Source organism: Kribbella sp. NPDC026611 (assembly GCF_040638345.1).
Lineage (GTDB): Bacteria > Actinomycetota > Actinomycetes > Propionibacteriales > Kribbellaceae > Kribbella.
Map to the genome: position 1 here is coordinate 331,498 of NZ_JBEZYC010000001.1, position 26,064 is coordinate 357,561.

The window sequence follows — 26,064 nt, forward strand, 5'->3', positions numbered from 1 at the left end:
AGACTCGAGGCATGAAACCTGTTCTCGTGTACGGCGCCACCGGGCACACCGGCCGTTTCGTGGTCGACGAGCTCCGCCGCCAGGGCCTGCCGGTGGCAGTCTCCGGCCGCAACGCCGACGCGCTGGAGAGCGTGGCCGACGGGGAGCCGATCCACCCGGCGGCCGCGGACGACTCCGACGCCCTGGACCGCGCGCTGGCCACGGCTGCCGCGGTCATCAACTGCGCCGGCCCGTTCGCCGTCACCGCCGCTCCGCTGATCGCCGCTGCCGGCCGCGCCGGCATTCCGTACGTCGATGTCGCGGCCGAGATCGAGGCGAACGTCGACACCTTCGCCCGTCGCTCCACGACACCGGTCGTCCCGGCGATGGCGTTCTACGGCGGTCTCGGCGACCTCCTCGCCACCGCCGCGCTCGACGGACACACGAAAGCCGACGAGGTGCACGTCGCGTACGGCCTGAGCAGCTGGCACCCGACACCTGGGACCCGCCTCGCCGGCCGCGTCTCCCACGACCGGCGCGGTGGCCGACGCGTCCGATTCACCGGCGGCGTCCTGCGCTACCACGACGATCCACCGACCGAGCAGGACTGGGAGTTTCCCCAGCTCGGCATCCGGCGGGTGATCCCGGAGTTCAGCATGGCCGACCTCGTCACGATCCCGAGCCACCTCACGGTGCCTGAGGTGCGTACCTACATGACGACCACGGCAGCTCACGACCTGGCCGACCAGAACACCCCGCCCCCGGTCGGCCGCTCCGACCAGACCTTCGTCGTCGACGTCATCGTCAACGCAGACGGCCGGCGCCATCGAGCCACCGCCCACGGCGAGGACATCTACGCGATCACCGCTCCCTTGGCAGTGGGTGCCGTCGTCCGCCTGCTCGACGGCCGCTCGCACACCCAGGGCGTCGCCTCAGCCGGGGCGGCCTTCGACGCCCTCGAGTTTCTCCGCACACTTCCCCTGGTCCTAGGTGGGGTAGGTGCTGACCTCGGTGGCTTTCAGGGTGGTGTGTAAGCGCAGCCCGGGGGTTAGGTGGAGGTCGGCTACTGCGGCGGGGGTTATCTCGGCGAGGAGGTCGGGTGGGCCTGTGGGGGCGGCGTTCAGGCGGACTCTTACTGTGTGGGCGTGTTGTTCTATGCCGGTTACTACGGCGGGCCAGGTGTTGCGGGGGCTGCCGACCGGGGGCTCGAGGTAGAGGCTTACGGCTGTGGGTGGGAAGGCTACGTAGACCTCTCCCTCGGCGGGTTCGGCGAGGGTGATGGTGCCGCCGTTGGTGAGGGTGACGGAGGTGCCGGACGCCTTGCCTCGGTAGAGGTTGAGGCCTACTAGCTGGGCTACGTAGTCGGTGCGGGGGCGGTGGGCTACCTCGGTGGGACGGCCCTCCTGGACTACCTGGCCGTTTTCGATGATGACCAGGCGGTCGGCCAGGACCATGGCGTCGAGCGGGTCGTGGGTGACGAGCAGAGTTCGGCCGGGGAAGCGCTGCAGGTGCTGACCTAGCTCGGCGCGCACATGGAGCGTCGTACTGGCGTCCAGGGCGGCCAGTGGCTCGTCGAGGAGCAGGAGGTCCGGGTCTGTTGCCAGGGCGCGTGCCAGGGCGACGCGTTGGGCCTGGCCGCCGGAGAGAGCGCGGGGGCGAGTACGGGCGTACGACGCCAACCCCACTGTCTCGAGCCAGCGGGCTGCCTCGGCGCGGGCGGTGTGTTTGTCCATGCCGCGAGCACGGAGACCGAATGCCACGTTCTCCAAGCAGCTGAGGTGGTTGAAGAGCAGGTAGTCCTGGAACACCACGCCGATCGGCCGGCGGTCCGCAGTACGGAAGGTGCGTGGCGGCTCGTCCCACACTGCGTCGTCCAGCGCGACCCGTCCGCCGGTCAACGGGAGCAGGCCGGCGATGGCTCGCAGCGCAGTGGTCTTCCCGGCGCCGTTCGGCCCGAGTAGCGCGATCACCTCACCCGGCTCGACCACGAGGTCCAGTGACAGCTCGAACGAGTCCCGGCGTACCTGCAGATCGGCGTACAGCGTCATTGCACACCACTGATCCAACGCTCGCGCAGAGACGCCAGTACGACGACCGACACGAGTAGTAGCACCAGACTCAGTACGACGGCCAGGTCCGGGTCGGTCTCCAACGCCAGGTAGACCGCCAGCGGCATGGTCGTCGTACGCCCGGGGAAGTTGCCCGCAAACGTGATGGTCGCGCCGAACTCACCCAGCGCCCGCGCCCAGCACAGCACGGTCCCCGCGACCACCCCAGGTGCGATCGACGGCAGCGTCACCCGCCGAAACGTCAGCCACCGCCCAGCCCCCAGCGTCGCAGCCGCCTCCTCGTACCGCGGGTCAGCTGCCCGCAGTGCACCCTCCACAGAGATCACCAGGAACGGCATCGCCACGAACGCCTCCGCTACCACCACCCCAGCAGTTGTGAACGGCAACGAGATCCCGAACCACAGGTCAAGCTGCTCGCCGACAAGACCGCGCCGTCCAAGCACCAGCAGCAACGCGACACCACCCACAACCGGTGGCAGCACCAACGGCACGGTGACAAAGGCCCGGATGATGCTCCGCCCCCACAGGACACCTCGCGCAAGCAGCCAAGCCAGCGGCACACCCAGCACCAGGCAAAGCGCCGTAGCAGCGGTAGCGCACAGCAGCGACAGCCTCAGCGCCTGCCACACGTCGGAACTGAGCAGGCGCCCTGGCAGCGTTGACCAGGGCGCCTTGACCAGTAGGCCGAGCAGCGGGACCAGCAGGAACGCCAGCCCCAGCAGCGCGGGCAGCAGGAGCATCAGGGGCAGCCGCCCGGTCGTGCTCCTGCTACGGCGGCTCACGGTGCGTCGAAGCCAGCGGCGCTCAGCACGGCCTTGCCCTTGTCGGACAGGACGTAGTCGACGAAAGCCTTCGCGCCCTCCGGGTTGGGCGCCTTGGTCAGCGTGGCGATCGGGTACTCGTTGACCGCCTTGCTCGCCTCCGGGAACTCGATGCCCTCGACCTTGTCCTTGGCGGACAGTACGTCGGTCTTGTAGACCAGCGCGGCGTCGACCTCGCCGAGGCTCACCTTGGTCAGCGCGGCCTTCACGTCCTGCTCGAGGCTGTCCGGCGCCGCGGTGATCCCGGCCGCCTTGAACACCTTGTCGGCCGCCGCACCGCACGGCACCTGGGCCGCGCACAGCGCGATCTTCTTGTTCTTGTCCGCGAAGTCCTTCAGCCCGGTGATCTTGCCCGGGTTCCCCTTCGGTACGGCGATCTCGAGCGTGTTCTTGACGAAGTTCGCCGGCGCGTTCTTGTCCGTGACAGCGTCCATGTTCTTCGGCGCCGCCGAGGCGAACACATCGGCGGGCGCGCCCTCGTTGATCTGCTTCGCGAGGGCCGAGCTGCCGGCGAAGCTGAAGGTCACCTTCACGCCCGGGTGGGCGGCCTCGAAGTCCTTGCCGAGCTGGGTGAACGTCCCGGTCAGCGACGCCGCCGCCAGGACGGTGATGGTGCCGGAGACGGCCGGCGTGCTGCTCGAGCTGGAGGTGCCGTCAGAGGACGCCGCCGGGCTGTCGTTGCCGCAGCCGGCGACGGTCAGCGCGGCAACGGCGACGAGGGCGGCGAACGCGGTACGGCGGAACATCAGGCCTCCGGGATCTCGACGACGACATGGGTGGACTTGATCGAGGCGACGGCCACCACACCGGGCTCCAGCCCGAGCTCGTCGGCGGCCTCACGACTCATCAGCGACACGACGCGGAACGGCCCGGCCTGCAGCTCGACCTGGGCCATCACACCGTCCTTCAGCACGCGGGTGACGATGCCCCGCATCCGGTTCCGCGCCGAGGCGGCGGTCGTGTTCCCCGGGTCGGGGGAGTCGGCGAGCTGCTGGGCGAACGCGGCGAGCGCTTGCCCGTCGATTGCCATCCGGCCGCTGTCCTGAACGGACGGCAGCCGGCCCTGGTCGATCCAGCGCCGCACTGTGTCGTCGCTGACTCCGAGGAGCGCCGCCGCCTCACTGATCCGCAAGTTCGGCACGGTAGGCAGCATACCGCCGCACCTGCGGATCGATACCAGGTTATCCACAATTACGAACCGATGACGTCCGGCACCGGCCGATCCGCATATGTTGAAGGCATGAGTGGATCGGGGCTGCAGACCTACCTGGACGGACCGCACAAAGCGGCCCGCGACCGCGTGCGTGCCGAGTTGGCCGCGCACGCCGAGCTGGCGGACGTGGCCGTGCGCCTGCCGCTGGACGAGTACCGGGACAAGGTGCTCGAGCTGTTACGCGAGGCGGCCGCCGAAGGCCTGCCCGCGCGCGGTTTCCCCAAGGAGTACGGCGGCGAGGGCGACCTCGGCGGTTTCATCGCCGGGTTCGAGACGCTGGCGTTCGGCGATCTCTCGCTGATGGTGAAGGCGGGCGTCCAGTTCGGGCTGTTCGCGGGCGCGATCCTGCACCTCGGGACGGAGCAGCACCACAAGCGTTACCTCGCGGACGCGGTGAGCGGTCGGCTGCTCGGGTGCTTCGCGATGACGGAGACCGGCCACGGGTCGAACGTCCAGGCCCTCGGCACGACGGCGACGTACGACGACGCGACCGAGGAGTTCGTCATCCACACCCCGACGGCGGCGGCGCGGAAGGACTACATCGGCAACGCGGCGCGCCATGGACGGATGGCGGCCGTCTTCGCGCAGCTCGTGGTCGGTGGTGAGACCCATGGCGTGCACTGCCTGCTGGTGCCGATCCGGGACGCGGACGGTGCGCCGCTGCCCGGGGTGACGCTGACGGACTGCGGGCCGAAGCTCGGGCTGAACGGTGTCGACAACGGGCGGATCGCGTTCGACCACGTGCGGGTGCCGCGAGAGGCGCTGCTGGACCGCTATGCCCAGGTGGATGCCGATGGCAACTACCAGAGCGAGATCGAGAATCCGGACCGGCGGTTCTTCACCATGCTCGGGACGCTCGTGCAGGGTCGGGTGTCGGTCGGCGGAGCGGCGATCAACGCGAGCAAGGTTGCGCTCACGATCGCCATCAGGTACGCCGCCCAGCGTCGGCAATTCGGGGCGCCGGGGAGTGCTGAGGAGGCGTTGCTGCTGGACTACCGGATGCATCAGCGGCGGCTGTTGCCGTTGCTCGCCCGGACCTACGCGCTGCACTTTGCGCAGGCCGAGCTGGTGGACGAGTTCGCCCGGGTCTTCAACGACGACCGCGACGAGCACGACCGACGGGCGCTGGAGGCGCAGGCGGCCGGCACGAAGGCGCTCGGGACGTGGCACGCGACCGAGACGATCCAGATGTGCCGCGAGGCGTGCGGTGGCGCCGGGTACCTCGCGGAGAACCGGTTGGCGACGCTCAAGGCGGACACCGACGTGTTCACCACCTTCGAGGGTGACAACACCGTCCTGCTGCAGCTGGTGGCGAAGGGTCTGCTGACCGACTACCGGGAGTCGTTCGGCAAGCTCGACCCGCTCGGGACGGCTCGGTTCGTCGCCGCGCAGGCGGTGGAGATCGCGGTCGAGAAGGCCGCGCTCCGGCCGTTGATCGAGCGGCTGCGGGACGTCGTACCGAACCGGAGCGATGCGGCGGATCCGGATGCGGGCCTGCGGGACGATGCGTACCACTCGGGGCTGCTGCGGTTCCGGGAGCAGCACATCCTGTCGGGGGTGGCGCGGCGGTTGAAGGCGGGGATCGACGCGGGCGACGATCCGTTCGACGTGTTCAACCGGTGCCAGGACCACGTGATCGCGGCCGGGCGGGCGCATGTGGACCGGGTCGTGCTCGAGGCGTTCCAGGCCGCGGTGGTTGCGGCGCCGGACGAGGTGCGGTCCGTACTGCGAGACGTCTACGACCTGCACGCGCTCGCGACGATCGAGGCGGAGCGGGCGTGGTACCTCGAGCACGGGCGGTTGTCGGCGGGGCGGTCGAAGGCGATTACCGCACTCGTCAACGAGTTGTGTGCCGCGGTCCGGCCGGCGGCCGTGCAGCTGGTGGACGCGTTCGGAGTACCGGGCGAGGCAGTGGAGGTGCCGATGGTTGTACCGTCACAGCATGAGTAAGAAGGCCTCTGAGCCGATCGAACCTGCGTCGGCCGCCGAGGCCGCGCGCGAACTCGCCCGGGTGCTGCTGGAGCAGGCCGACTCGCTGGATCTGCACGACCTGCGGGCCACCGCCGCGATCGAGAACGTCCGGGTCCAGGCCCGGGCGCTCGCCGACGCCGTGCACGAACGGGGCTGGGGTGACATCTTCCTCGGGATCGATTCGTACGACCCCGACGAGCTCGACGACCTCCCGCTCGGCCCGGACGACTTCGAGGACCCCGCGGACTACCGGGAGATGGTCGAGGGCGCCGCGCTCGAGGACCTGGACGAGTTCGAGGAGCCGCTCCTGCCCGAGGACGGGATCCGGCTCAGCTACCAGGCGCGGTACGACTACGTGGTGACGGACCCCGACGCGTTCGTGCAGTACGTCCGCAGCCGCGCGGACGAGGCGCAGAACGACGACGTCATCGACGACATCGAGGACGCCCAGTCGGCCTTCGAACTGCTCTGCTACCTGGACGGCCTCGGCTCCAAGGAGTACGACCCCAACGGCCTGCTCCCGGCCGGCGGCGAAGAGTCCCACAAGGTCGTCGAGTTCTCCCTCTGGGACCTCGACCCCACCCGCCGCGACGACACTTTCCCGTACTGACTCACCGTCGTACCCGCTCACCCGGCAGGCACGCCGGCCGACCCGGCGCCTGCCGACCTGGCGCCTGCCGGGATCACAGGCCCTGCAGGCGTTCCTCGATCGACTTCGACACCTCTGCCTTGGTGGCCTGCGGAGTGTCCGTCGGAGGCGCCGGGACCAACGTGGTCAGGCCGTCGAGAGCGGCCTGCTCGGCCTTGAGCTGCTCCTTGCTCAGGAATGCTTTGCTGCCGCTCTTGTGCGTGGTGGCGCCGTGCTCGACCTCGTGGGGCCGGAGGCTCTTGTCGGCCATGGTCACTCCTGTCCGTAGTAGCTGGCTGACCAACTGAAGCATCGGTCGGGGTCAATCGATCAGGTGTGACGGGAGCGGGTCATAGGTGGTTCCCCAGCACCTGACTGGTTGTTGTGTCAGGCAACAAATGTACTCAGAGTAAGATGAGATGTACTCAGCGTTAGCTTGTTCAAAGGCAATGCAAATGTTTGATCCGGGGGATTCCCGGGGTTCGTGGCCGCGTGACAACGTTCAGTTGTCGGCGACGGACGGGTCGCCGGCATCGGGTCCAGGTGGTTCCCGCAGGCTCCCGTCCGCGACCGGACTGTACCTCCCCTGCCGGTCTCGGAATGAGACTCGGGCCCGCCCTCCTTCGGGCCACTGCCCTCTCGGGGCAACAGCAGGACGCCGGCCGTACCGCAAGGGCAGCCGGTCGCCAGTGAGGTGGCGACCGACGCCCGGTACGGCCGGCGTTTCTTTCCCTGGTTGGTGTCCGGTGCTGCTGGGGACCGGACACCAACTGGGACTCAACCGGGAACCAGCCTTGGACTCACCCGGTCAACTGCGTGAGGACCGCGAGCACCCGCCGGTGGCTGTCCGGGGTGTCGTCGATCCGCAGTTTCTGGAAGATGTTGCGCATGTGCGTCTCGACCGTCCGCTCGGCGAGCACCAGCCGTCCGGCGATCGCACTGTTCGACAGTCCTTCGGCGACCAGCGCCAGCACCTCGCGTTCACGGGCCGACAAGGCAGCCAGCGGCTGATCCGCCCGCGTCGGCGTGACGAGTGCCGCCACGATCGCCGGATCCAGCGCCGACCCACCGCCCGCGACTCGGCCCATGGCGTCGAGGAAGTCGTCGACGCGCAGTACGCGGTCCTTCAGGAGGTAGCCGAAGGCACCGGTTCCGACCAGACCGACCACGTGCCGCGTCTCGACGTGTTGCGACAGCATCAGGATCGGCCGGTCGGGCGCCTCGGCACGGAGCAGGACAGCGGCCTGCGCTCCGTCGTCGGTCATGGTCGGCGGCATCCGGGCGTCGATGATCGTCAGGTCCGGGTCGAGCGCTCGGACCGCCCGGACCAGTTCCTCCGCGTCGCCGGCCGACCCGACGACGTCGTGACCGTTCTCGGTCAGCAGCCGGCTGAGACCTTCGCGGAACAAGGCAGAGTCCTCACCGATCACGACGCGCACGGGATCTCCACCCTGATCGCGGTCCCCATCCCCGGCGGACTCTCCAGCCGGAAGTCGCCACCCACCGACGCGACCCGGTCCCGCAACGAGGTCAGTCCGAAGCCTTCGCGCGCGCCGCCCACGCCGTCGTCGCGCACGACCGCGCGCAAGACGCCGTCGACCACCTCGACCGAGATGGAGATCCGGGACGCACCCGCGTGCTTCAACGCGTTCGCGATCGCCTCGCCGACAGTGAAGTAGATCGCCGTTGCCGCACTCTCGCCGACCTCGAGCTCGGGTACGACGAGATCGACCGGAAGCGTGCTGTCCGCGACCAGGCGCCGCAGCGCGACAGCCAGGCCGTCGTCGAGCCGGCTGGGCCGTACGCCGTGCGCGATCCGCCGCAGTTCGCCGACCGTGTTCGCGAGGGTCTCGATCAGCTCCTCGATCTCCTCGTACGCCGGGACGCCCGGCGCGAGCTGGTACTGGACCGACCGCAATCGCATGCCGATCGCGATCAGCTGCTGTTGCGCGCCGTCATGCAGATCACGTTCGAGTCGCTGGCGTTCGGCGTTCACCTCGTCCATCAAGCGGGCGCGGCTGGCCCGGACCTCGTCGAGAGCCTCGCGCAGCTCGAGGCGCAGGCGGCTGACCTCGATCGGAAGCCGGGCCTCGACGACGGCCTCCCGGGCCCGTCGCAGCCGGCGGGCGGACGTCGTACCCAGAATCAGGGCTCCGGCGACGGAATCGCCGCTGTGCAAGGGGATTGCGCGTTCCGGAACTGCGAGCTCCGTGCCCGGGCGGCGGAGCAGGACCCGCAGAGCGGGGTCGTCGAGCGCGTCGCGGAGGACCGCCTCGATCTGCTCGGGCTCGGCCTCGCCGTCGCGGACCTCGCGAACGAACGCGCGGATTCGGGCAAGTGCGACTGTGCGGTCGCGATCGATCACTCGGGCGACGGCGCGGTGGATCCAGTGGTAGAGCGGGAGGAGCGCGAGGGCAGTGACGAAGGCGGCGGTGGTGACGCCGACCCGATCAGGGAGGAAGTTGCCGATGACGACGACTACGGCGGCGAAGACGCCGGCGGAGATCAGCGTCGTCACGACCCAGCTGAGCGTGGTGCCGAGCAGGCGGTCGATGTCGAAGAGGTCGTGCCGGAGGATCGCCACCGCGATGGCCCCAGGCACCAGGAACAACATGGCGACCAGGAACCAGGTGTAGGCCAGCTCGCCTGGCGCACCGAGCGCGGTCGCGAGCCAGCTGGCGGCCAGCAGGACCGGTACGGCGAGAGCCGCCGCCATCAGCCAGCGCAGCTGCAGCCGGACCACCTGCCCGCCACGCCGATACCGGACGACCAGGCTGGAGGCCGCGGTCACCAGCACGCCCATGAACACAGCAAACGCAACCACGACCAGCACGGTACGGACGGACTCCGGCCATCCCAGCGGATCCGCAGCCTGGCCCAGTTGTCCGCGGGCAGACCCGCTCGGATCCGCTTGAAGCGAATCGCGCCGTCGCTGGGCGGCGTCCTCCAGTGCGATGGCGAAGGTGACCAATGCTGCGGCCACCGGCATGCCGGCCCAGGTCCAGCGCCAGCGACCGCCTGGCAGTAGGCCGTCGGGAAACAGGAGGACCAGGGTGACGAAGCCGAGGAAGAGCCACGGCCAAACGGCATCCGTCACCAACGCTAGAGCGTGTGCGGCCGGCCAGGGGTGAGTCGACCGGTCCGACGTGCCCCAGTCCTCCACGGTGAACACGATCGCGGGCATGGTCGCGGTCAGGCTCAGTGCGGGCCCGATCGGGCTGCCCGGCGCCCGTCGAGCCACCAGCCAGCTCAGCAGCAGAGCAGGCAGAAGTGCCGCGGTCGTGACCGGCCAGTCGAGGGATGTCCCGACCGACGCCGACCCGTAGGCAAGCACGGCGCGCACCACCGACGCCGCGACGAACACCACCGTCGCAGCCGCAACCAAACGCCCAGGCCGGGACACAAACTCATGATGGGCCGCCGGGGCTGGAAGTGCACGCGTGGCAGCACGTAGTGGCCGGCAACGATCGGGTCCGGGGGCAGCCACGATGTGGTCGCGGCCTGGTCGGGCCGATGGTGAGAGGACCAACCTTCAGGGGGGGGGGTTCCCATGATCGCCATCGCCACCGTCCTGTTCGCGTTTCCGCTCGGATTCTTCCTGCGGAACCGGCTCGCCGCGCATGTCGCCTACATCGCGATCTACGCCTACTGCTTCACGTTCCAGACGCTGTACCTGATCCGCGCCTGGGTCGGCGACAGCCACCAGGCGTTCCCGGCCGATCCGGACAAGCTTCCGTTCGGCTACTTCGCCGTCACCGCCGGCATCTACGTGGTCGGGAACCTCCTGGTGGCGCTCGGCCACCGGCTGGCCACCAAGCGCCGCAGCAACGCGAAAGCGGTCGACCTTGACCCGGCCCGTTAGGCCAGCTCGAGCGACGGCCGGACCGGCACCTCGCCGTACGTCGTGGTGCGCTGCCGGGCCGGCCGTCCGGCCGCCGTGGCCATCGCCGTCAGCTCGCCGATCGACTTGCGCGAGCCGTGCTTCGACCCGGCCATCCGGCTGATGGTCTCCTCCATCAGCGTGCCGCCGATGTCGTTGACGCCGCCGTTCAGGACCGCAACGCAGCCGTCGACACCGAGCTTCACCCACGAGCACTGGATGTTGTCGATCCGCCCGTGCAGCATGATCCGCGCCATCGCGTGCACCGCGCGGTTCTCGTCGTACGTCGGACCCGGCCGGGCCACGCCCGCGAGGTAGATCGGCGAGTTCTGGTGGATGAACGGCAGCAGCACGAACTCGGTGAAGCCGCCGGTCCGGTCCTGGACCGCCGCGATCGTCCGCAGGTGCTGCACCCAGTGGTGCGGCGCGTCGACGTGGCCGTACATCATCGTCGAGCTCGACGGCAGCCCGACCTTGTGCGCGGTCGAGATCACCTCGATCCAGCTTGCCGTCGGCAACTTGCCCTTGGTGAGGATCCAGCGCACGTCGTCGTCGAGGATCTCGGCCGCGGTGCCCGGGATGCTGTCCAGCCCGGCCTCCTTCACCGAGATCAGGAACTCCTCGATCGACAGCCCGGTGCGGACCGAGCCGTTCACGATCTCCATCGGCGAGTACGCGTGCACGTGCATCTCCGGAACCCGGTCCTTCACCGCGCGGACGAGATCGGCGTACGCCGTACCCGGCAGGTCGGGGTGGATGCCGCCCTGCATGCAGACCTCGGTCGCGCCGATGACCCAGGCCTCCTCGGCGCGCTGGCCGACCTCGTCCATCGAGAGCGAGTATGCGTCGGCGTCGGTCCGGCGCTGGGCAAACGCGCAGAACCGGCAGCCGGTGTAGCAGACGTTGGTGAAGTTGATGTTCCGGTTCACCACGTACGTGACGTCGTCGCCAACTGTTGCCTTCCGCAACTCATCGGCGATCCGGGCGAGTTCGTCCAGCGCCGGGCCGGTCACCGTCATCAGCGTGAGCGCCTCGGCGTCCGACAGCCCCGCCGGATCACGCTCCGCGGCCGCCAAGGCAGCCTTCACATCACCTTCGATGCGTTCTGGTGCGGTCCGGCCGGCGACCTGTTCCCGCAGTACGTCCCAGTCGCCGTAGGCGGCGTCGAAGTCGGAGCGGGTTTCGGTACGTCGGCCCTCGGTGTCGATCGCGGTGTGCAGGTCGGTACGGCCGACGCTGTCCCAACCGCCGTCGGGCTCCTGCCACGGCAGACCGGCCGGCAGCGCGCTCTCGTTGGCCAACCCAGTGGCCGGATCGACAAGAGCTTCGACGTGCGAGATCAGCCGCGGGTCGAGCCAAGGCTCACGCAGGTACTCCGGATGCGCCGTCAGCCGCTCGCGCAGGACGAACCCCGCGTCGGCGGTGACCTTCGCCAGGTCGTCGATCTGTGGCCACGGCCGCTCCGGGTTCACGTGGTCCGGTGTCAGCGGCGACACCCCGCCGAAGTCGTCCACGCCCGCGTCGAGCAGCATCCGGCACTCGGCCAGGTCGACCAGGTTCGGCGGCGCCTGCACCCGGACCCGCGGACCGAGCACGACTCGCGTCACCGCGATCGCGGCCAGCCACTCGTCCAGCGGTACGTCGGCGTCGTTGCGCATCGCAGTGTCGGGCTTCACCCGGAACCCCTGGATGATCACTTCCTGGATCCCGTTGTACTGCCGGGCTACCCGCCGCAGCGCGAAGATCGAGTCGGCCCGCTCCTCGAGCGTCTCGCCGATCCCGATCAGCAGCCCGGTCGTGAACGGCACGTTCGACCGGCCCGCGTCCTCCAGCACCCGCAGCCGGACCGCCGGGTCCTTGTCCGGCGACCCGAAGTGCGGCTGTCCCTTCTCCTCGAACAGCCGCCGCGAGGTGGTCTCGAGCATCATCCCCATGCTCGGCGCGACCGGCTTCAGCCGCTGCAGGTCCTGCCACGACATCACGCCGGGGTTCAGGTGCGGCAGCAGACCCGTCTCCTCGAGCACCCGGATCGCCATCGCTCGCACATAGTCGAGCGTGCTGTCGTAGCCGGCCTCCTCCAGCCACGTCCGCGCCGCCTCCCACCGATCCTCCGGTGCGTCGCCGAGCGTGAACAGCGCCTCCTTGCAGCCGAGCGCCGCGCCCTGCCGCGCGATCTCCAGCACCTCGTCGGGCGAGAGGTACGGCGCGTGCACCCGGCCCGGCGTGGTGGCGAACGTGCAGTAGTGGCACCGGTCGCGGCAGAGCCGGGTGAGCGGGATGAAGACCTTCTTCGAGTACGTCACGATGCCATCGCGGCCGGCGTCGGCCAGGCCCTGATCGCGCACGCGGGCCGCAGTCGCCATCAGGGCGGTTAGTGCGTCGCCGCTCGCGCTGAGCAGCACCTCCGCCTCGACCGGGTCGAGAGTCTTGCCGTCGTCGGCCCGCTTCAGTGCCCGGCGCATCGCCGTACTCATGTCTGCCACGGGATCCGAGCCTAAGTCGCTCCGGCGGGCCGATCCCGCGATTCCGGGGACCAAAAACAATCCGTACAGACGTCCTGATAGTTTGCCGTTCGTGCAGGTCAGGAGGGTAGTGGACGGGCGCCGTCAGCGCGGTGAGCAGCGCCGGGACCAGCTGCTGCACGCCACGCTGGCCGTGATCGAACGCGACGGAGTCGCAGGTGTGAGCCATCGCGCGGTGGCTGCGGCGGCCGATGTCTCCGTGGCGTCGATCACCTATCACTTCCCGACACTCGACGACCTGCTGGTCGCGGCGCTGACCTGGGTGGCCGAAGACCTCGCGGCCGAACTGGACGGCTGGGCGAGCGAGCTGGGTGCGCAGCCGGCTGACGAGCTGGCGCGGCTGGTCGAGCACAGCGTCGTACGGCGGCGCGGCCGGACGTTGGCGCTCTACGAGCTCTACCTGTACGCCGCTCGCCGACCAGAACTGCGCGAGGTGGCGCGGGCTTGGCTGGAGCCGCTAACCGAGATCGCTCGGGCGTTCACCGCGGACCCGCGCAAGGCGCGACTGCTGGTGGCGGCGTTGGACGGTCTGTTGATGCAGGCACTGATCGGTGCGCGCGAGGTGGACCGGGCCGACCTGGCGGCGCTGCTCGAGGTGCTCAGGTAGCGCCTGCTCTACCTCGGGTCGGGTGCGCAGGCCACGGCCGTCTGCCGTCAAGGCCTGTTGGCTGGTGGGGTGCTGAGGTTATCGGTGGGTGCGCTACGGACTCGTTGGCAGTTGTTCGCGGGGACCGTGGTCGCCGTGGCGCTCGGAGTGGGCCTCGTGCAGTCCGGGCTGCAGTTGCTGGCGGCTACGGACCGGCCGGTGCTGCCGGCCGGGTTGTCGGCGTACCAGCGGGCGCAAGTGCGGGAGGGGTACGTCGGTGCCGCCACGCTGCTGGGGATGTCGGTGATGCTGGCGATGTTCCTGAGCGTCTTCATCGTCAGTACGACGTTCGGGTTCATGGTGGTGCAGCGGCGTCGGGAGTTTGGGCTGCTGCGGCTGGTGGGGGCGCAGCGGGGCTACCTGTGCTTGATGGTGATCACTGAGGCCGGCCTGCTCGGTTTGCTCGGCAGTGTGGTCGGGATACCGCTGGGTGTGGTTGCTACCTGGGCTCAGTCGTGGTTGTTGCAGCGGCTGGGGATGCTGCCGGCCTGGTTCGAGGCGCCATGGGAGCAGGGAGCCCTGTGGGTCGCCATGGGTGTTGGGGTGGGGACCGCGCTGACCGGGGTGCTCGCGGCCGCTTGGCGGGTGTCGCGGGTGAATGCGTTGGAGGCAGTGGTCGAGGGACGCGCCGCGCGGCAGGTGATGACCGGGTGGCGATGGTGCTGGGGCCTGTCGGCGGCCGGCGGGACGTTGGTCCTGGTGGTGGCGGCGCAGGCGGCGCGTGATCTGGTCGCGGGCTTGATGATCGGGCTGGTCGTGATGACCAGTGGATCAGTGGCATTGAGCCAGCTGTCGCCGGTCGTCGTACCGCTCGTGGGCCGGCTGCCGGCGATGGTTGTCCGCGGCAACCTGATCGCGGACCTGGCGCGAGCGGGCGTGTTGCACGCTGTACGGCGGAGCGCGGCGACGGCGGCGCCGTTGATCGTTCTGGTGGGGCTCGTGGTCGGGTTGTGGGGGACGTTCGGGTCGCTGGCGAAAGCGGTCGGGGTCGAACAGGAGCGATTGATCACGGCGGACGTGGTGATCGATCATGCGGTCGCGCCGGGTGGCGGACTGCGGGTGGCCTCGGTGCAGACCGCCGTACCGATCGCGGTGACGCGGGGGAAGAGCACGGTGTACTCGGAAGCGATCGGGATCGATCCTGTCGCTTACCAGGCGACGCACCGGTTGCGGCCGCGGAAGGGATCACTCGATCGGCTGGTTGGTCGATCGATCGTGATCGGTCCGGGGATGGCGGCGGAGGGCTACCGGTTGGGGTCGTCGGTGAAGATTGCCCTTGGCAATCGATCGGTCGTGGTGAAAGTGGTGGCGATCATGCCGGAGACGCTGGACGTGAGCGAGGACTTCTTCATTCCGCGGAGTCTGCTGCCGGCCGGTGGCCGGACCGAGACGTTGGTGAAGGTCGCGCCGGGAGCTTCGGTCGCGGGGATGCCGGTTGCGGACTGGGCGGAGGCTCGGGGTGCCGCGCAGCAGCGTTCGAACTCTGGTTTGTTCGCCGCCTTGATGGGTCTGGCGGGCATCTTCACGGCAGTGGCTGTCGTCAACGCGGTCGTGATGTCGACGGCGGACCGACGGCAGGAGTTCACGTTGGCGCGGATGGCTGGGCTGACCCGCGGGCAGGTGGTGGTGGTCGCTCTGGTGGAGTCCGCGACCGTGGTCGTGGTCGGCGTACTGCTGGGTGCGGTGGTCGCGGCGGCCGCGTTGGCTGGGGTAGCGGCTGGTCCTTACGGGATAGCTGCGCTGGCGGTGCCGTGGCGGTTGCTCGGGTTGATCTTCGCGGCCGCGTTGGTGGTGGTCGGGGCCGCAGCCGCGCTCACTGCTCGTCGCGCGACGTCACGCCGGCTCGGCACATGCTGAGCAGTACGACGTGGTGGAACGGGCGGATCAGGTTGAAGTAGAGCCGGCCGGCCGGGCGGAGGTACTGGACCAGGGTCGCGACCTTGAAGGTGGCCGGGCGTTCGTTGTCGGTGATGATCGCGAGGTAGGCCATCAGATGGTTGTCGGCGATCTTGAGGAGCAGGTACCGGTCCTCCTCGCCGCGGACGACGGTGAAGAAGCTGGCGCGATCGCCCGGGGTGAAGCTGAGCGTCTCGGGGGTGATCCGGCGGAGGTCCGGCACCTTCGCGGTGTCGAGCCGGAGCGCGACTGCAAGGGCCATCCGGACGGCGAAGAGGCCTTTCATCCAGAGCGGGCTGTGGCCGAGCGCTCCCGCCGCGAACTCCCTGAGGCTGACGGCGCCGTGCGCCGTCTTGACATCGATCTCGTCGACGACCGGCACCAGGTCGTCGAGCTCATGCAGATTCGTCGGCATGATCCTCCTAGTCGATGGTGCGACCAATGAGCTGCAGGGTCATCGTGTAGATCTCCTGCACGTCGGTCCGGGCGATCGGCGGCAGGATCTGCTCCGCGCCGATCAAGATCAGGTACAGCAGCTGGGCGAACCGGTCCGGGTCCACGTCGGGTTTGATCCCCCGGCAGAGCTCGGTCAGGTACGCCGTTCGTGCCTTGTCCACCCGCTCCTGCGTCGCGCGCACCTCGGGGTCCTGCAGCGCCCAGGCCCGGACCGCCCGCTCCAGCGCGGCGTTGTCCGGATCCGACATCACGAGCCGGAGGAGATGCGCCAGCTTCTTCCCCGGCTCGACCTCGGGCTTACGCTCCACCGCCTCGATCAAGCTCCCGGTGAACTGCGCCTCGAAGTACTCGAGCATCGCGGTCTTGAATCCGGCGGCACTCCCGAAGTGGTGGTAGTACGACCCCTTCGTCACCCCCAGCTGGTCCGTCAACCGCTCGATGGTGATCGCCGGCGCGCCCTCGTGCGTCAGCAACTCCATCCCCGCCTCGAGCCACTCCACCCGCGTCACCATGCCGAAAACATACCATACCGTTTGGTATGGTCAAGCAACGTGGAAGGGGACTTCCTCGCCGTTGAAAGTGAGAGTGGTCAAGGAAACGGTGCCTTCGCGGACGGTGAGGGTTTGGGTGCTGGGGTCGTAGGTGCCGAAGGCGTTGCCCGTCGACCAGAAGATCGGGTTGGGCGTGGGCTGGAGCGGAGCGAAGTGCATGGTCGCCTTGTGGGCCTCGTAGTGGAAGCCGGTGAGCGTCGTGACGGCGCCCCAGCTGGCCATGGCGCGGGCGTAGTGGTGGCCGCATTCGGCTTCGTCGTACGGATTCCGGCGCTCGCCGTCGTACCGGGCGCGGATGTTGGTGATGACCTGGAGGCCCTCGTCCACAAGTCCTTCGGCGATGAGGCCGATGGCGAGGATGTGTTCGAAGCCGGTCATGACCTCGGTGAAGTACGGGAACGGGCGTTCGGGGCGGTTGCCGCGGGGATAGCTGCACATGAGTACGGCCGACTCGTCGCCGAGCACGTAGCTGCGCATGTGGTTGAAGTGACCGGAGAAGCCGGACAGACCGTTGTGCCTCAGGATGCTGCGGAGGGTCGTCACCACGTGTTCCTGAGCCAGCAGCGGGCCGAGGTGGGTCACGCGGGCGAGGTGCTGGCCGACCAGTTGGTCGATCAAACAGCCGTCACCGAGCTGCAGCACCGGGTGCGTCGGGTCGGCCGCGCCCATCGTCTCGCGCAGGCCGGGAGCGACGTCATCGGCCGAGACCGGCGGGCGGATCTCGTGGCGGTAGTACGAGCCGTTGAACAGCTCCGCGTCCATCCACGCGCTGCCGTGCTCGAACAGCTTCCGGCAGTCGTCCGCCAGGTCCGAGTCACCGACGTACGACGCCATCTCTGCGCAGGCGCGCAGCGCGGCCAGATACCACGACTGCATCTGCGGGTTCGGACCGTAGTACTCGACGTCCATCGTGTTGTGCTGGCAGCCCTCCATCACGCCGTCGCGGTCCGCGTCCCACCCGCCGGGGATCCAGCAGAACTCGAGGGCCCGCCGAGCCGCCGGCCACAGCGACCGCAGGAACTCGTCGTCCCCACTCAAGCGCCACTCCCGGTACAGCTTCACCAGCGACCCGAGCTGCCCATCCGCCGCCGCGACGCGCCAGTCCTGCGCGCTCGTCTCCAACGGCAACCCGACCCGGAAGCTCATCAGCCCCTGCTCGTCGGTCGCGTGCGCGAACTCGACTTCCCGCAACGACCGCGCGATCTCCCCGAACAGGAACGGCGTCGCCTGCTCGTAGTTCCACACATGCGTGCAGCTCCCGAAGCAGCTGCCGACGCGGTCCGAACATCCCTCCCAGCCGAAGAACCGCCCGTCCGGCGTGCGGAAGAACGTCTGCGTCCGGAGCGTGCTGAGGTTGAAGAGGGCCGCCTCCTTCACAACCTCCGGCAAGTCGCCGGAGAGGAAGTCGTTGACAAAGGCAACGGTACGGCGTTCCAGCTCGTCGAGCCGTGGGGCAAAGCGGGTGACCACGTCCCACGCGTCGGTGAACAGCGTCGTGTAGTGGTTGCCGACGACGTCCGGCTTCTCCCAGGCGCGACGGTTCGGGAAGTGCCAGCCGAGCAGGAAGGTGAACTGCTCGGTCGCGCCGGCGGCGACAGTACGGCGATCCGCCACCGAGGCGACCGGGGTCGCCGACTCGCTGGACCGCTCGTCGAGCCGACCGTCCGCGGTGAAGTCGTCCCAGAAGTCGAGCAGGCTGTCACCCCAGGTCCGTTCCGCCCACCCGGTCCGAAGGCTGACGTCCTGGCCGTCGAGTACGGCGAGGGCGATGGATCCAAACGTTTCAACCGCGGGGTCCACGCCGCGGGTGTGCAGGAAGACCCCGCCCTCCCGCTCCTCGTTGTAGTTGCCCGCAGCAACGTCTGTCGTTCCGTCCCGGCCGATGAAGTTCTGCAGGGCGCCCGCCAGGGAGACAGTCAGCGGCTCAGACGTGGTGTTCGTGACCGCAAACCGAAGGACCGCGACCGGCCAGGAGCTGGCCTCGACATCAGTGGGAACGAAGGGATTGAAAGCTTCCAGCGCGACGCTGACCGGTACGTCGGGGTCGGCGAGCGAGAGGCGCCCGAACGGGTAAGCGGTCGCGAAGGAGGCTTCTCGGAAGCGGGGGAGTCCGTGATTCTGGGCGGGGCTGCCGTGAGCGCCTTCGTAGTCGACGAGGTCCAGTGGGCCCTCGACGGCCCGGGCGACCACCTCCCCGGACGCGGACTCGGTACGGATCGCGAAGAACGCCGTACCAGGATGGAAGCCCTTGGCCGGGCGGTTGACGATCTCCCAGTCGCGGAGATTCCCGCGCCCACCGAGACTGACCGTCCCGGTGCCGATACCGCCGAGCGGGAGGGCCAGGCGGCGGAGGTTGCGACCGGTGTACGTGCGCAGGACGGGCCAGGGCGAGATCGTCATACCGACCGACCCTAAGCGCGCTGACCCGTCCGTAGAACTGAATTCCGCTAGACCACTGGGATCAGGCGTCGCCGACCGTGACGGCCTCGGCCTCGATCTCGGAGTGGTTCGCGGGGACGCGGAGGTGCGCCAACGGCTTCCAGCCAGTGGCGAGTACGCCGACCGCCAGCAGCACAGCCCCGGCCCCGACGTAGAACGGGACGTGCACGTTGATCTCCTCGCCCAGCTTGCCGGCCAGCCACGGCGCGACCGCACCGCCGGAGAAGCGGACGAAGGAGTACGCCGCCGACGCCGTACTGCGCTCGACCGGCGCCGCGCCCATCACGGCCTCGGTGATCAGCGTGTTGTTGATACCGAGGAACAACCCGGCCACGACGACACCGATCGCGAGCACCGCCTTGTGGTCGGCGTACACGCCCATCACCGCGAGGTCGATGCCGAACAGCAGCAGCGACGTCATCACGACCGGCAGCGTGCCGAACCACTTCTGCAGCCGCGGCGCGACGAACACCGAGGTGATCGCCAGCGCGAGACCCCAGCCGAAGAAGATCAGCCCGATCTGCCGCGCGGTCATGGCCAGCGGGAACGGCGTGAACGCGAGCAGCGTGAAGAACCCGAAGTTGTAGAGCAGCGCGGTCACCGCGACCGTCGCCAGCGACCGGTGCCGCAGCGCCTTCAACGGCTCGACGATCGACGTACGGCGGTTCTCCGGCGGCGACGCCGGGAGCAGGAACGCGGTCGCACCGAGCGCGATCGTCATCAGTACGGCGACGCCGAAGAACGGGCCGCGCCACGAGATCGTGCCGAGCTCTCCGCCGACCAGCGGGCCGGCCGCGATCCCGACACCCAGGGCGGCCTCGTAGAGGATGATCGCCTCGGCCACCGATCCCGAGGCGGAGTTCACGATCGTGGCCAGCGCGGTCGCGATGAAGAGCGCGTTGCCCAGACCCCAGCCGGCCCGGAACGCGACGATCATGCCGATGCTGTTCGACAACCCCGCCAGCGCGCTGAACACGACGATGACCGCGAGGCCGATCAGCAGCGTGCGCTTGGCGCCGATCCGGCTGGAGACCGCGCCGGTGATCAGCATCGCCACACCGATGACCGCCATGTAGCTGGTGAACAGCAGCGAGACCTGGGACGGGCTCGCGTGCAGCTGCTCGGCGATCGGCTTGAGGATCGGGTCCACCAGGCCGATGCCCATGAACGCGATCACGCAGGCGAATGCGACCGCCCAGACGGACTTGGGTTGCTTCAGGAACGAGGACGTGCTGCTCACCGGGGTGTGGCCTCCAAAGGTTCGAGGGTGAGAAGTTTCCGGATGACGGTGACCGCGGACTCGAGGGTGCTGACCTCGGCGGTCGACAGCTGGCTCAGGTGGGCGGCCAGCGCCTGGCCGGCCTGCCGCCGGGCGCTGCGCAGCTCCGCCAGACCGGCGTCGCTGAGGCTGATCAGGCTCGCGCGGGAGTCGGCCGGGTCTTGGGACCGGATCACCAGGCCCTGGTCCTGCAGGCGCTGCACCAGGTTGGACATGGTCGGCTGCGAGCACCGGTCGGCCTTGGCCAGCTCGCTGATCCGCGCCTGGCCGAGCTCGTCGACGCGCCCGAGCACGCGCATCGCGGCGTGCGGGAGGGCGTTCACGTTCCGGGTCGCGAGCCGCGACAGCCGCGTCGAAGCGACCACCACGTCCTCGCCGAGCCGGGTCAGGTCAGTAGCTGTTGTCACGTCACCAATATACATAGGAATGCTATGCATATCCAGGCGAGCGGTCGATGAGCCGAGTGGGAGCTAGCGTCGGCCCGGTGGGGGCCGTGCTGAACCGCGGTGCGGCCGGAAAGGGGCTGGGCGATGGATTTGAATCGGAGGCGGCTGCTGGCGCTGGGCGCCGGGGCGGCTGCTGTGGCGACGACGGGGGCTGTGGGGACGCCGGCCTCGGCGAGCGAGAGTACGGCGGGTGCCGGGGTGCCGTCGGATGCGGCTCTGGCGCGGTCGTTGGGGCTGCGGAGCCAGTACGCGCAGGGGCAGCACTATGTGATCGGTGGGCGCGGGGAGCCGCTGGTGTTGCTGCCGGGGTGGCCGCAGACGTGGTGGGAGTTTCACAAGATTCTGCCGGCGCTGGCGAAGCGGTACACGGTGATCGCGGTCGATCTGCGCGGGATGGGGGGCTCGGACAAACCGGCCGACGGGTACGACAAGAAGACGATGGCGGGTGACGTCCACAACCTCGTTCGGCACTTGGGGTACGACTCGGTGAACATCGCCGGCCACGACATCGGCGCGATGGTCGCGCACAGCTTCGCGGTCAACCACCGGGCAGCGACGCGGAAGCTCGTCCTGATGGATGTCGGCCACCCGGACCCGTCGCTCTACGAGCAGCGGCTGCTGGTCAAGCCAGGGCAGGGGTTCAGCCTCTGGTGGTTCGCGTTCAACCAGGTGCAGGGCTTGCCGGAGCAGTTGATCACGGGACGCTCACGGTACCTGGTCGACTACTTCATGGATGCGTTCCCGCCCGACCCCTCGACCATCGACGAGTTGTCCCGGCGGATCTACGCCCACGCGTACTCCCGTCCGGAGGCGATCCGGGCCGGCAACGCGTGGTACCAGGCGTTCCACCAGGACGTGGTCGACTTCACGACGTACGACCGCATCACCGCACCGTTCCTCGGCCTCGCCTCGGAGTTCAGCTACGACTTCATGAAGACCGTGTGGGCCGGCCAGGGCACCGATGTGCGGGTCCACAAGGTCCCCGGCACGGGCCACTTCCTCGCGGAGGAGAACCCCCAGGCAGTGATCTCGGAGCTGACAGCCTTCCTGGGCTAGCACCACGATCGAGACCCCGCCCGGAGCTCCCGGGCGGGGTCCGGCGGGGTCAGGCGACGGGGACGGCGGTGGGTTCGGTACGAGCGAAGAGGCGGTCGAAGACCTGCGCTCGGTCGAACTGGAGGGCGTAGGCCCGGGCGCGTTGTTCGGCGGTAGCGCGCTGCTCCGGGGTCCAGTCGCAGACGACCTCGTCGAGGACCCTCCGCAGGGTGGCTGGGTCGTGCTGGGGGACCAGCTGGGCGGTGTCACCGACCGCTTCGGGGACGCCGCCGGTTGCGCAGGTGATGATCGGGCCGCCGCCGGCCAGGGCCTTCTCGACCAGGGCGATGCCGAAGGTCTCGACGAACTCCGGCTGCTCGCGAGTTGGCAGGACGAAGGCGGCGCTGCCCGCCATCAGGGCCGGCTTTTCGGCGTCGTCGACGTCGGTCAGCACGTGCACGCGGCTCCCCAGACCTGCTGCCGCCACGCGCGCTATGACTTCGGCTTCCTGCGGTCCGCGACCGGCCAGGACGAGCTGTACGCGTTCGGCCGAGCGGGAGCCGGCGTACGCGTCGATGAGGTCGTCGATGCCTTTAGCCGAGGCGATGCGGGAGAGGAAGAGGACGTAGCCGTCGCGGGAGAGGCCGCGGCGGGTGAGGGTTTCGGCGATCGTGTCGTCGGTGAGAGTCAGGTAGGACCGCGAGTCAACCGCCGGGTAGGAGATGGCGATCCGGTCACGGCACTGCTGCGCGAACGTCGTGCCGTGCATACCGTCGAGGGTCGCCGCCGAGGCCACGATCAGCTCCCGGGTGTACTCCGATACCGCCACGCAGTGGTCGGCCGCCAGGTAGACCGACAGGATGTGCGCGGCCGCCCCGAACCGGCCGGTGTTGACGCATTCGCGGACGACGTTGGTGATGTCGGAGCCGACCGCTTCGGCGATCGTGACGACCCGTGCGGGCCCGATCCGGCGCGCCACCTGGACGGCCTCCTGTACGGCGATCGCGTGCGGGCTCAGGTACAGCGACATCGCCACCGTCGGTACGCCGTCGCTGAACAGCTCGATCAGCCGCCCGATGAGCCCGGACAGGTAGCGCCCGTCCGGGACGCGATAGTCGCCGACCGGATCGGGCCGCTCCACGGTGATGCCGGGGCTGTAGGGGAGCACGCCGTCGAGGGGTTTCAACGGGAGCCCCGCCGCCTCCAGTGCGTTCAGCGGCCAGGTGACGATCCGTACGTCGTCGAACCCGCGGGTGAGCGCCACTTCCGCGAGGCATCGTGCCTCGCCGGAATGCCCGCAGATCACCGGGTCGGCGCGGACGACGATGACCAGGCGGCGGGTGGGTGCGGACGGGACGAGCATGTCGTCGGCGATGGTCATGCTTCACCTCCAGCGGCGTGCAGCGGGTCGGATGTAGATGGTGGCCTGATCCGGGTGCCCCAGGCGGAGGGTTGCCGGCCGAGCTCGATGTGCAGGTTGCGGATGTGCCGCAGCTCCCGGCCGGAGATCCAGGGGCGTTCGAGTCTCTTGCCGTCGACCGCGACAGATTGGACGTAGGAGACCGGTCCGCCGGCCTCGGCCGGCTCGAATCCGGTGGTGGTGATCGACAGCTCGCCCTGCGGCAGCTGGGTCGTGGACGCAGCCACGGCCGGCGCGTTCACCAGGAACAGGTTCTGCCCGGCCACCGGGAACAGCCCGAGCGTCGCCCACACGTACCACGCGGACAGCCCGCCGGAGTCGTCGTTGCCCGGCAGGCCGCCGCGTCCGGTCCCGAACTGGTTGGTGACCGCGGCATGCACCACCTCGGCGGTTCGGTCCGGCCGCCCCGCGTAGTGATAGGACCACGGCGCCTCGTAGTCGGGTTCGTTGTTCAGTCCCTCGAACCGGCACAGGCCGTACCCGGCGTTCATCTCCGCCACGCTCGGTGCCACTCCCGGCTGGGTGACCGGCGCGGCGTCGTACCCGAAGAAGCGGTCGAGCAGACCGACGAACGCCTGATCGCCACCGGCGAGGGCGATCCTGGCCCGCATGTCGTGCAGCAGCCGGAACGAGTAGTTCCATCGGCCGCCCTCGTAGAACGTCGAGTCGCGCAGCAGGCCGGTGCTCGGGTCGTACGCCGCCTGCCAGCCTTGGGCGAGGTCGCGCATCTGCTGGGCCAGCGGCCGGTCGCGTACCTTGTGGGCGATCGCGGCGGTGCAGTGGTAGGCGTACGCCAGGTCGAGGGTGTGGCTGATCGGGTGCGCTATGCCGTTCACGAGGTAGTCCTCCCCGTACGTCCGGCGCAGGTCCATCTCCAGGTGCACCATGGCCCAGTCCCAGTCGACACCCGGCAGGTCCAGCTGGCACAGGTCGGCGAAGAACGTGTGCGCGAGGGCGCTGCCTTGCCGGGAGAACCGGTCCGCGCCCTTAGCCATCCGGTAGCCGATCGGCAGGTTGCCCTCCTGCTCGCAGATCGACAGCAGTGCGCCGGCCAGCGCCACGGAACGCTCCGGGAACAGTGTGGTCATCAGCGGCAGCTGGGTGCGGTAGATGTCCCACATGGTGCAGATGTCGAACGCGTACGGGCCCTCGGTCGTCCACGACGGGCTCTCGTCCGGGGCGAAGCACGGCTTGACCAGCGAGTGGTAGAGCGCGGTGCCGAAGACGGTTGCCTGGTCCTCGGACTCGGTCTCGATCTCGACCTTGCCGAGGTGGTCGCGCCAGCCGTCCGCCGTGCGGTCGCGCCGCCCGGCGAAGGTGGCCTGGGTGCGGCCGACGTCCTGGTGCAGGTTGTCGCGGGCCTTCTCGCATCCACGCAGGGAGAACCCGAGTCGCACCTCGACGGTCTGCTCGGCCCGCGAGGGGCCCATGAACATCAGCCCGAACGGCCGCAGCGTGGTCGGCCGGATGTAGTCGAAGTCGAGGCGGGTGCCGCCAGGCATCAGGCGCCGGTCGTACCACAGCAGCTGCCGCCAGCCGGGGGCGTCGACCTCCAGGTGCACGGCCAGCGGCACCCCCTCGACGTGGATCTCCCCTTGAGCCACCCCAGGCTCCAGGATCGCCAGGTGCGCCTTCAGCGGCACGGTCCGACTGTGCGGGATGGCCAGGCCGCCGGTCGAGGCGTCGATGACGATCCGGGCGGCGTCATGCGCCGGGAAGGTGTACCGGTGGACGGCCGACTTGGGACCGACCGTCAGCTCGCAGTGCACCCCTGAGCTCAGCGTTGCCGCGTAGTAGCCAGGCTCGGCGACCTCGTCCAGCAGGTCCCACGTGGTGCCCAGGTCATCGAGCGGGCCGAGCATCGGTGTGACCCGGAAGTAGTTGTAGTACTTGCGGATCGCGCCGGTGCCGGACTGCTGGAAGTGGGTGAAGCCGGAGGCGACCGGGCGGTCGTACAACTGGCCGGGCACGCCCTCGGTGTTGAAGTCGTACAGCCCGTAGCCGGTCGGGTAGGCGCCGGAGTACGGGCAGGCCGACACCATCCCGAACGGGTGCATGGCGCCCGGGTGGGTGTTGCCGGCCTGCGGCTTGGGCCACCACCACGTCGCCGCCAGGCCCTTGGGCATCGGCAGGTCGGTGGCACCGGTCCCGATGAACGGGTCGACGTGCTCGTACATCGGCTCACCGCCTCACCCGGCTGTCATGGACCCTCAACGTAAGAAGCGCATGTTTCAGCCACGTAACCACCGAAGACACGCAGGTTACGACCGATTGTTCACCGACGCGCTGCGAAAGAGAGCGACCGGGATCGGGCCGCGGTGCAGGACGTGGGGAATGTCGGCCCACGGGAAGAGCGGCTCGGTGGCGTTGAGGCTCCGCAGTCGTTGCAACGCCCGCTCCGACGGGGTGCTCAACGCGGCCACGGCTTCGGGGGAGTAGGGGATGAAGTCTTCCGGAGGCTGCGGGCGGTGCTCGGGGTCGTGGCGTTTGAGCAGGATGCAGGTCCTGGCGGGGTCGAGCAGGTCGGCGTCGAGCGTCCAGTAGTCGATGGTGGCGGAGCCGATCCGGCCGGACTCCCGCAGCGCGGCGAAGATCGGTGCCGGGTGCACAGTCGACAGGAACACGACATCGCCCCACCGGCAGCCGAGCCTGTGCACCGGGTTGTCCACAGTTTCCGGACGCGCGGAGTACTTCGCGACCTCGTGCTGGTAGATGTCGGGGTACCGCACTCGCAGCTCGTTGAGAGGCAGGATCTCGTCGCCGCGGATGACACCGGCGGCCTTGTAGAGGAACGTCATACACAAAAGCCTCCG

Annotated in this window: 23 protein-coding genes; 7 read left to right on the forward strand and 16 right to left on the reverse strand. The window is 69.2% G+C overall.

Going from position 1 to position 26,064, the window contains the following annotated elements; translation table 11 throughout:
• Window positions 1-11: 11 nt before the first annotated feature.
• Window positions 12-1,013: a saccharopine dehydrogenase NADP-binding domain-containing protein gene (locus AB0E69_RS01660; RefSeq protein ID WP_360137829.1), complete on the forward strand. Its 1,002-nt coding sequence runs from the start codon at window positions 12-14 to the stop codon at window positions 1,011-1,013.
• Here the strand turns inward: AB0E69_RS01660 and AB0E69_RS01665 are convergent.
• From AB0E69_RS01665 to AB0E69_RS01680, 4 genes are read right to left on the reverse strand one after another with little or no spacing between them, the layout of a single operon-like run.
• Window positions 966-2,027, reverse strand: a complete 1,062-nt coding sequence (locus tag AB0E69_RS01665) for an ATP-binding cassette domain-containing protein (RefSeq protein WP_360137832.1) — start codon at window positions 2,025-2,027, stop codon at window positions 966-968. The two genes, AB0E69_RS01660 and AB0E69_RS01665, sit on opposite strands and share 48 nt — an antisense overlap.
• Window positions 2,024-2,788, reverse strand: a complete 765-nt coding sequence (gene modB / locus AB0E69_RS01670; RefSeq protein ID WP_360137835.1) for a molybdate ABC transporter permease subunit — start codon at window positions 2,786-2,788, stop codon at window positions 2,024-2,026. The genes AB0E69_RS01665 and modB overlap by 4 nt, the downstream gene beginning before the upstream one ends.
• Before the next feature lie 38 nt (window positions 2,789-2,826).
• Complete coding sequence (modA, locus tag AB0E69_RS01675) at window positions 2,827-3,615, reverse strand: molybdate ABC transporter substrate-binding protein (protein WP_360137838.1); 789 nt, start codon at window positions 3,613-3,615, stop codon at window positions 2,827-2,829.
• A complete protein-coding gene (locus AB0E69_RS01680; RefSeq protein ID WP_360137841.1) occupies window positions 3,615-4,022 on the reverse strand; it encodes a TOBE domain-containing protein in 408 nt (135 codons plus the stop codon). Before AB0E69_RS01680 ends, modA begins: the two co-directional genes overlap by 1 nt.
• Window positions 4,023-4,109: 87 nt before the next feature.
• On the opposite strand from AB0E69_RS01680, the gene AB0E69_RS01685 reads away from it, so the two are divergent.
• Both AB0E69_RS01685 and AB0E69_RS01690 read left to right on the forward strand, forming a co-directional pair.
• On the forward strand, window positions 4,110-6,032 hold the full coding sequence (locus AB0E69_RS01685) for an acyl-CoA dehydrogenase (RefSeq protein WP_360137844.1): 1,923 nt from the start codon (window positions 4,110-4,112) through the stop codon (window positions 6,030-6,032).
• Window positions 6,025-6,663 (forward strand): hypothetical protein, encoded by a 639-nt coding sequence (locus AB0E69_RS01690; RefSeq protein ID WP_360137847.1) that lies wholly within the window; start codon window positions 6,025-6,027, stop codon window positions 6,661-6,663. Before AB0E69_RS01685 ends, AB0E69_RS01690 begins: the two co-directional genes overlap by 8 nt.
• Before the next feature lie 73 nt (window positions 6,664-6,736).
• Here AB0E69_RS01690 and AB0E69_RS01695 read toward each other — a convergent pair whose 3' ends face one another.
• The 3 genes from AB0E69_RS01695 to AB0E69_RS01705 form a co-directional block, all read right to left on the reverse strand.
• A complete protein-coding gene (locus AB0E69_RS01695; protein ID WP_360137850.1) occupies window positions 6,737-6,952 on the reverse strand; it encodes a hypothetical protein in 216 nt (71 codons plus the stop codon).
• A gap of 529 nt (window positions 6,953-7,481) precedes the next feature.
• On the reverse strand, window positions 7,482-8,120 hold the full coding sequence (locus tag AB0E69_RS01700; protein WP_360137853.1) for a response regulator transcription factor: 639 nt from the start codon (window positions 8,118-8,120) through the stop codon (window positions 7,482-7,484).
• A complete protein-coding gene (locus tag AB0E69_RS01705) occupies window positions 8,108-10,084 on the reverse strand; it encodes a histidine kinase (RefSeq protein ID WP_360137856.1) in 1,977 nt (658 codons plus the stop codon). Before AB0E69_RS01705 ends, AB0E69_RS01700 begins: the two co-directional genes overlap by 13 nt.
• A 147-nt stretch (window positions 10,085-10,231) precedes the next feature.
• Between AB0E69_RS01705 and AB0E69_RS01710 the strand changes: the two genes are divergently transcribed.
• A complete protein-coding gene (locus AB0E69_RS01710; RefSeq protein ID WP_360137859.1) occupies window positions 10,232-10,543 on the forward strand; it encodes a hypothetical protein in 312 nt (103 codons plus the stop codon).
• Here AB0E69_RS01710 and AB0E69_RS01715 read toward each other — a convergent pair.
• The gene (locus tag AB0E69_RS01715) at window positions 10,540-13,035 is read right to left on the reverse strand and encodes a bifunctional FO biosynthesis protein CofGH (RefSeq protein WP_360140357.1); all 2,496 of its coding nucleotides are present in this window, start codon (window positions 13,033-13,035) and stop codon (window positions 10,540-10,542) included. The two genes, AB0E69_RS01710 and AB0E69_RS01715, sit on opposite strands and share 4 nt — an antisense overlap.
• Before the next feature lie 100 nt (window positions 13,036-13,135).
• Here AB0E69_RS01715 and AB0E69_RS01720 point away from each other — a divergent pair, with 100 nt between their 5' ends.
• Both AB0E69_RS01720 and AB0E69_RS01725 read left to right on the forward strand, forming a co-directional pair.
• Window positions 13,136-13,690 (forward strand): TetR family transcriptional regulator, encoded by a 555-nt coding sequence (locus AB0E69_RS01720; protein ID WP_360137862.1) that lies wholly within the window; start codon window positions 13,136-13,138, stop codon window positions 13,688-13,690.
• An 84-nt stretch (window positions 13,691-13,774) separates the two neighbouring features.
• The gene (locus AB0E69_RS01725) at window positions 13,775-15,586 is read left to right on the forward strand and encodes an ABC transporter permease (RefSeq protein WP_360137865.1); all 1,812 of its coding nucleotides are present in this window, start codon (window positions 13,775-13,777) and stop codon (window positions 15,584-15,586) included.
• Here the strand turns inward: AB0E69_RS01725 and AB0E69_RS01730 are convergent.
• The 5 genes from AB0E69_RS01730 to AB0E69_RS01750 form a co-directional block, all read right to left on the reverse strand.
• Window positions 15,543-16,040, reverse strand: coding sequence for a DUF2867 domain-containing protein (locus AB0E69_RS01730; protein WP_360137868.1), 498 nt, complete (start codon window positions 16,038-16,040; stop codon window positions 15,543-15,545). The genes AB0E69_RS01725 and AB0E69_RS01730 overlap by 44 nt on opposite strands.
• Window positions 16,041-16,047: 7 nt before the next feature.
• Window positions 16,048-16,593 carry a TetR/AcrR family transcriptional regulator gene (locus tag AB0E69_RS01735; protein WP_360137871.1) on the reverse strand — a complete coding sequence of 182 codons (546 nt, stop codon included), beginning with the start codon at window positions 16,591-16,593 and terminating at the stop codon, window positions 16,048-16,050.
• A 30-nt stretch (window positions 16,594-16,623) separates the two neighbouring features.
• Window positions 16,624-19,032 carry a GH116 family glycosyl-hydrolase gene (locus AB0E69_RS01740; protein WP_360137874.1) on the reverse strand — a complete coding sequence of 803 codons (2,409 nt, stop codon included), beginning with the start codon at window positions 19,030-19,032 and terminating at the stop codon, window positions 16,624-16,626.
• A gap of 61 nt (window positions 19,033-19,093) precedes the next feature.
• Window positions 19,094-20,311, reverse strand: a complete 1,218-nt coding sequence (locus AB0E69_RS01745; protein WP_360137877.1) for an MFS transporter — start codon at window positions 20,309-20,311, stop codon at window positions 19,094-19,096.
• Window positions 20,308-20,757: a MarR family transcriptional regulator gene (locus tag AB0E69_RS01750; protein ID WP_360137880.1), complete on the reverse strand. Its 450-nt coding sequence runs from the start codon at window positions 20,755-20,757 to the stop codon at window positions 20,308-20,310. The genes AB0E69_RS01745 and AB0E69_RS01750 overlap by 4 nt, the downstream gene beginning before the upstream one ends.
• Window positions 20,758-20,880: 123 nt before the next feature.
• On the opposite strand from AB0E69_RS01750, the gene AB0E69_RS01755 reads away from it, so the two are divergent.
• On the forward strand, window positions 20,881-21,852 hold the full coding sequence (locus AB0E69_RS01755) for an alpha/beta hydrolase (protein WP_360137883.1): 972 nt from the start codon (window positions 20,881-20,883) through the stop codon (window positions 21,850-21,852).
• A gap of 49 nt (window positions 21,853-21,901) precedes the next feature.
• Here AB0E69_RS01755 and AB0E69_RS01760 read toward each other — a convergent pair whose 3' ends face one another.
• From AB0E69_RS01760 to AB0E69_RS01770, 3 genes are all read right to left on the reverse strand, one after another.
• Complete coding sequence (locus AB0E69_RS01760; protein ID WP_360137886.1) at window positions 21,902-23,212, reverse strand: glycosyltransferase family 4 protein; 1,311 nt, start codon at window positions 23,210-23,212, stop codon at window positions 21,902-21,904.
• On the reverse strand, window positions 23,209-25,428 hold the full coding sequence (locus AB0E69_RS01765) for a glycoside hydrolase domain-containing protein (RefSeq protein WP_360137889.1): 2,220 nt from the start codon (window positions 25,426-25,428) through the stop codon (window positions 23,209-23,211). Before AB0E69_RS01765 ends, AB0E69_RS01760 begins: the two co-directional genes overlap by 4 nt.
• An 84-nt stretch (window positions 25,429-25,512) precedes the next feature.
• Window positions 25,513-26,049 carry a hypothetical protein gene (locus tag AB0E69_RS01770; protein WP_360137892.1) on the reverse strand — a complete coding sequence of 179 codons (537 nt, stop codon included), beginning with the start codon at window positions 26,047-26,049 and terminating at the stop codon, window positions 25,513-25,515.
• Window positions 26,050-26,064: the final 15 nt, after the last annotated feature.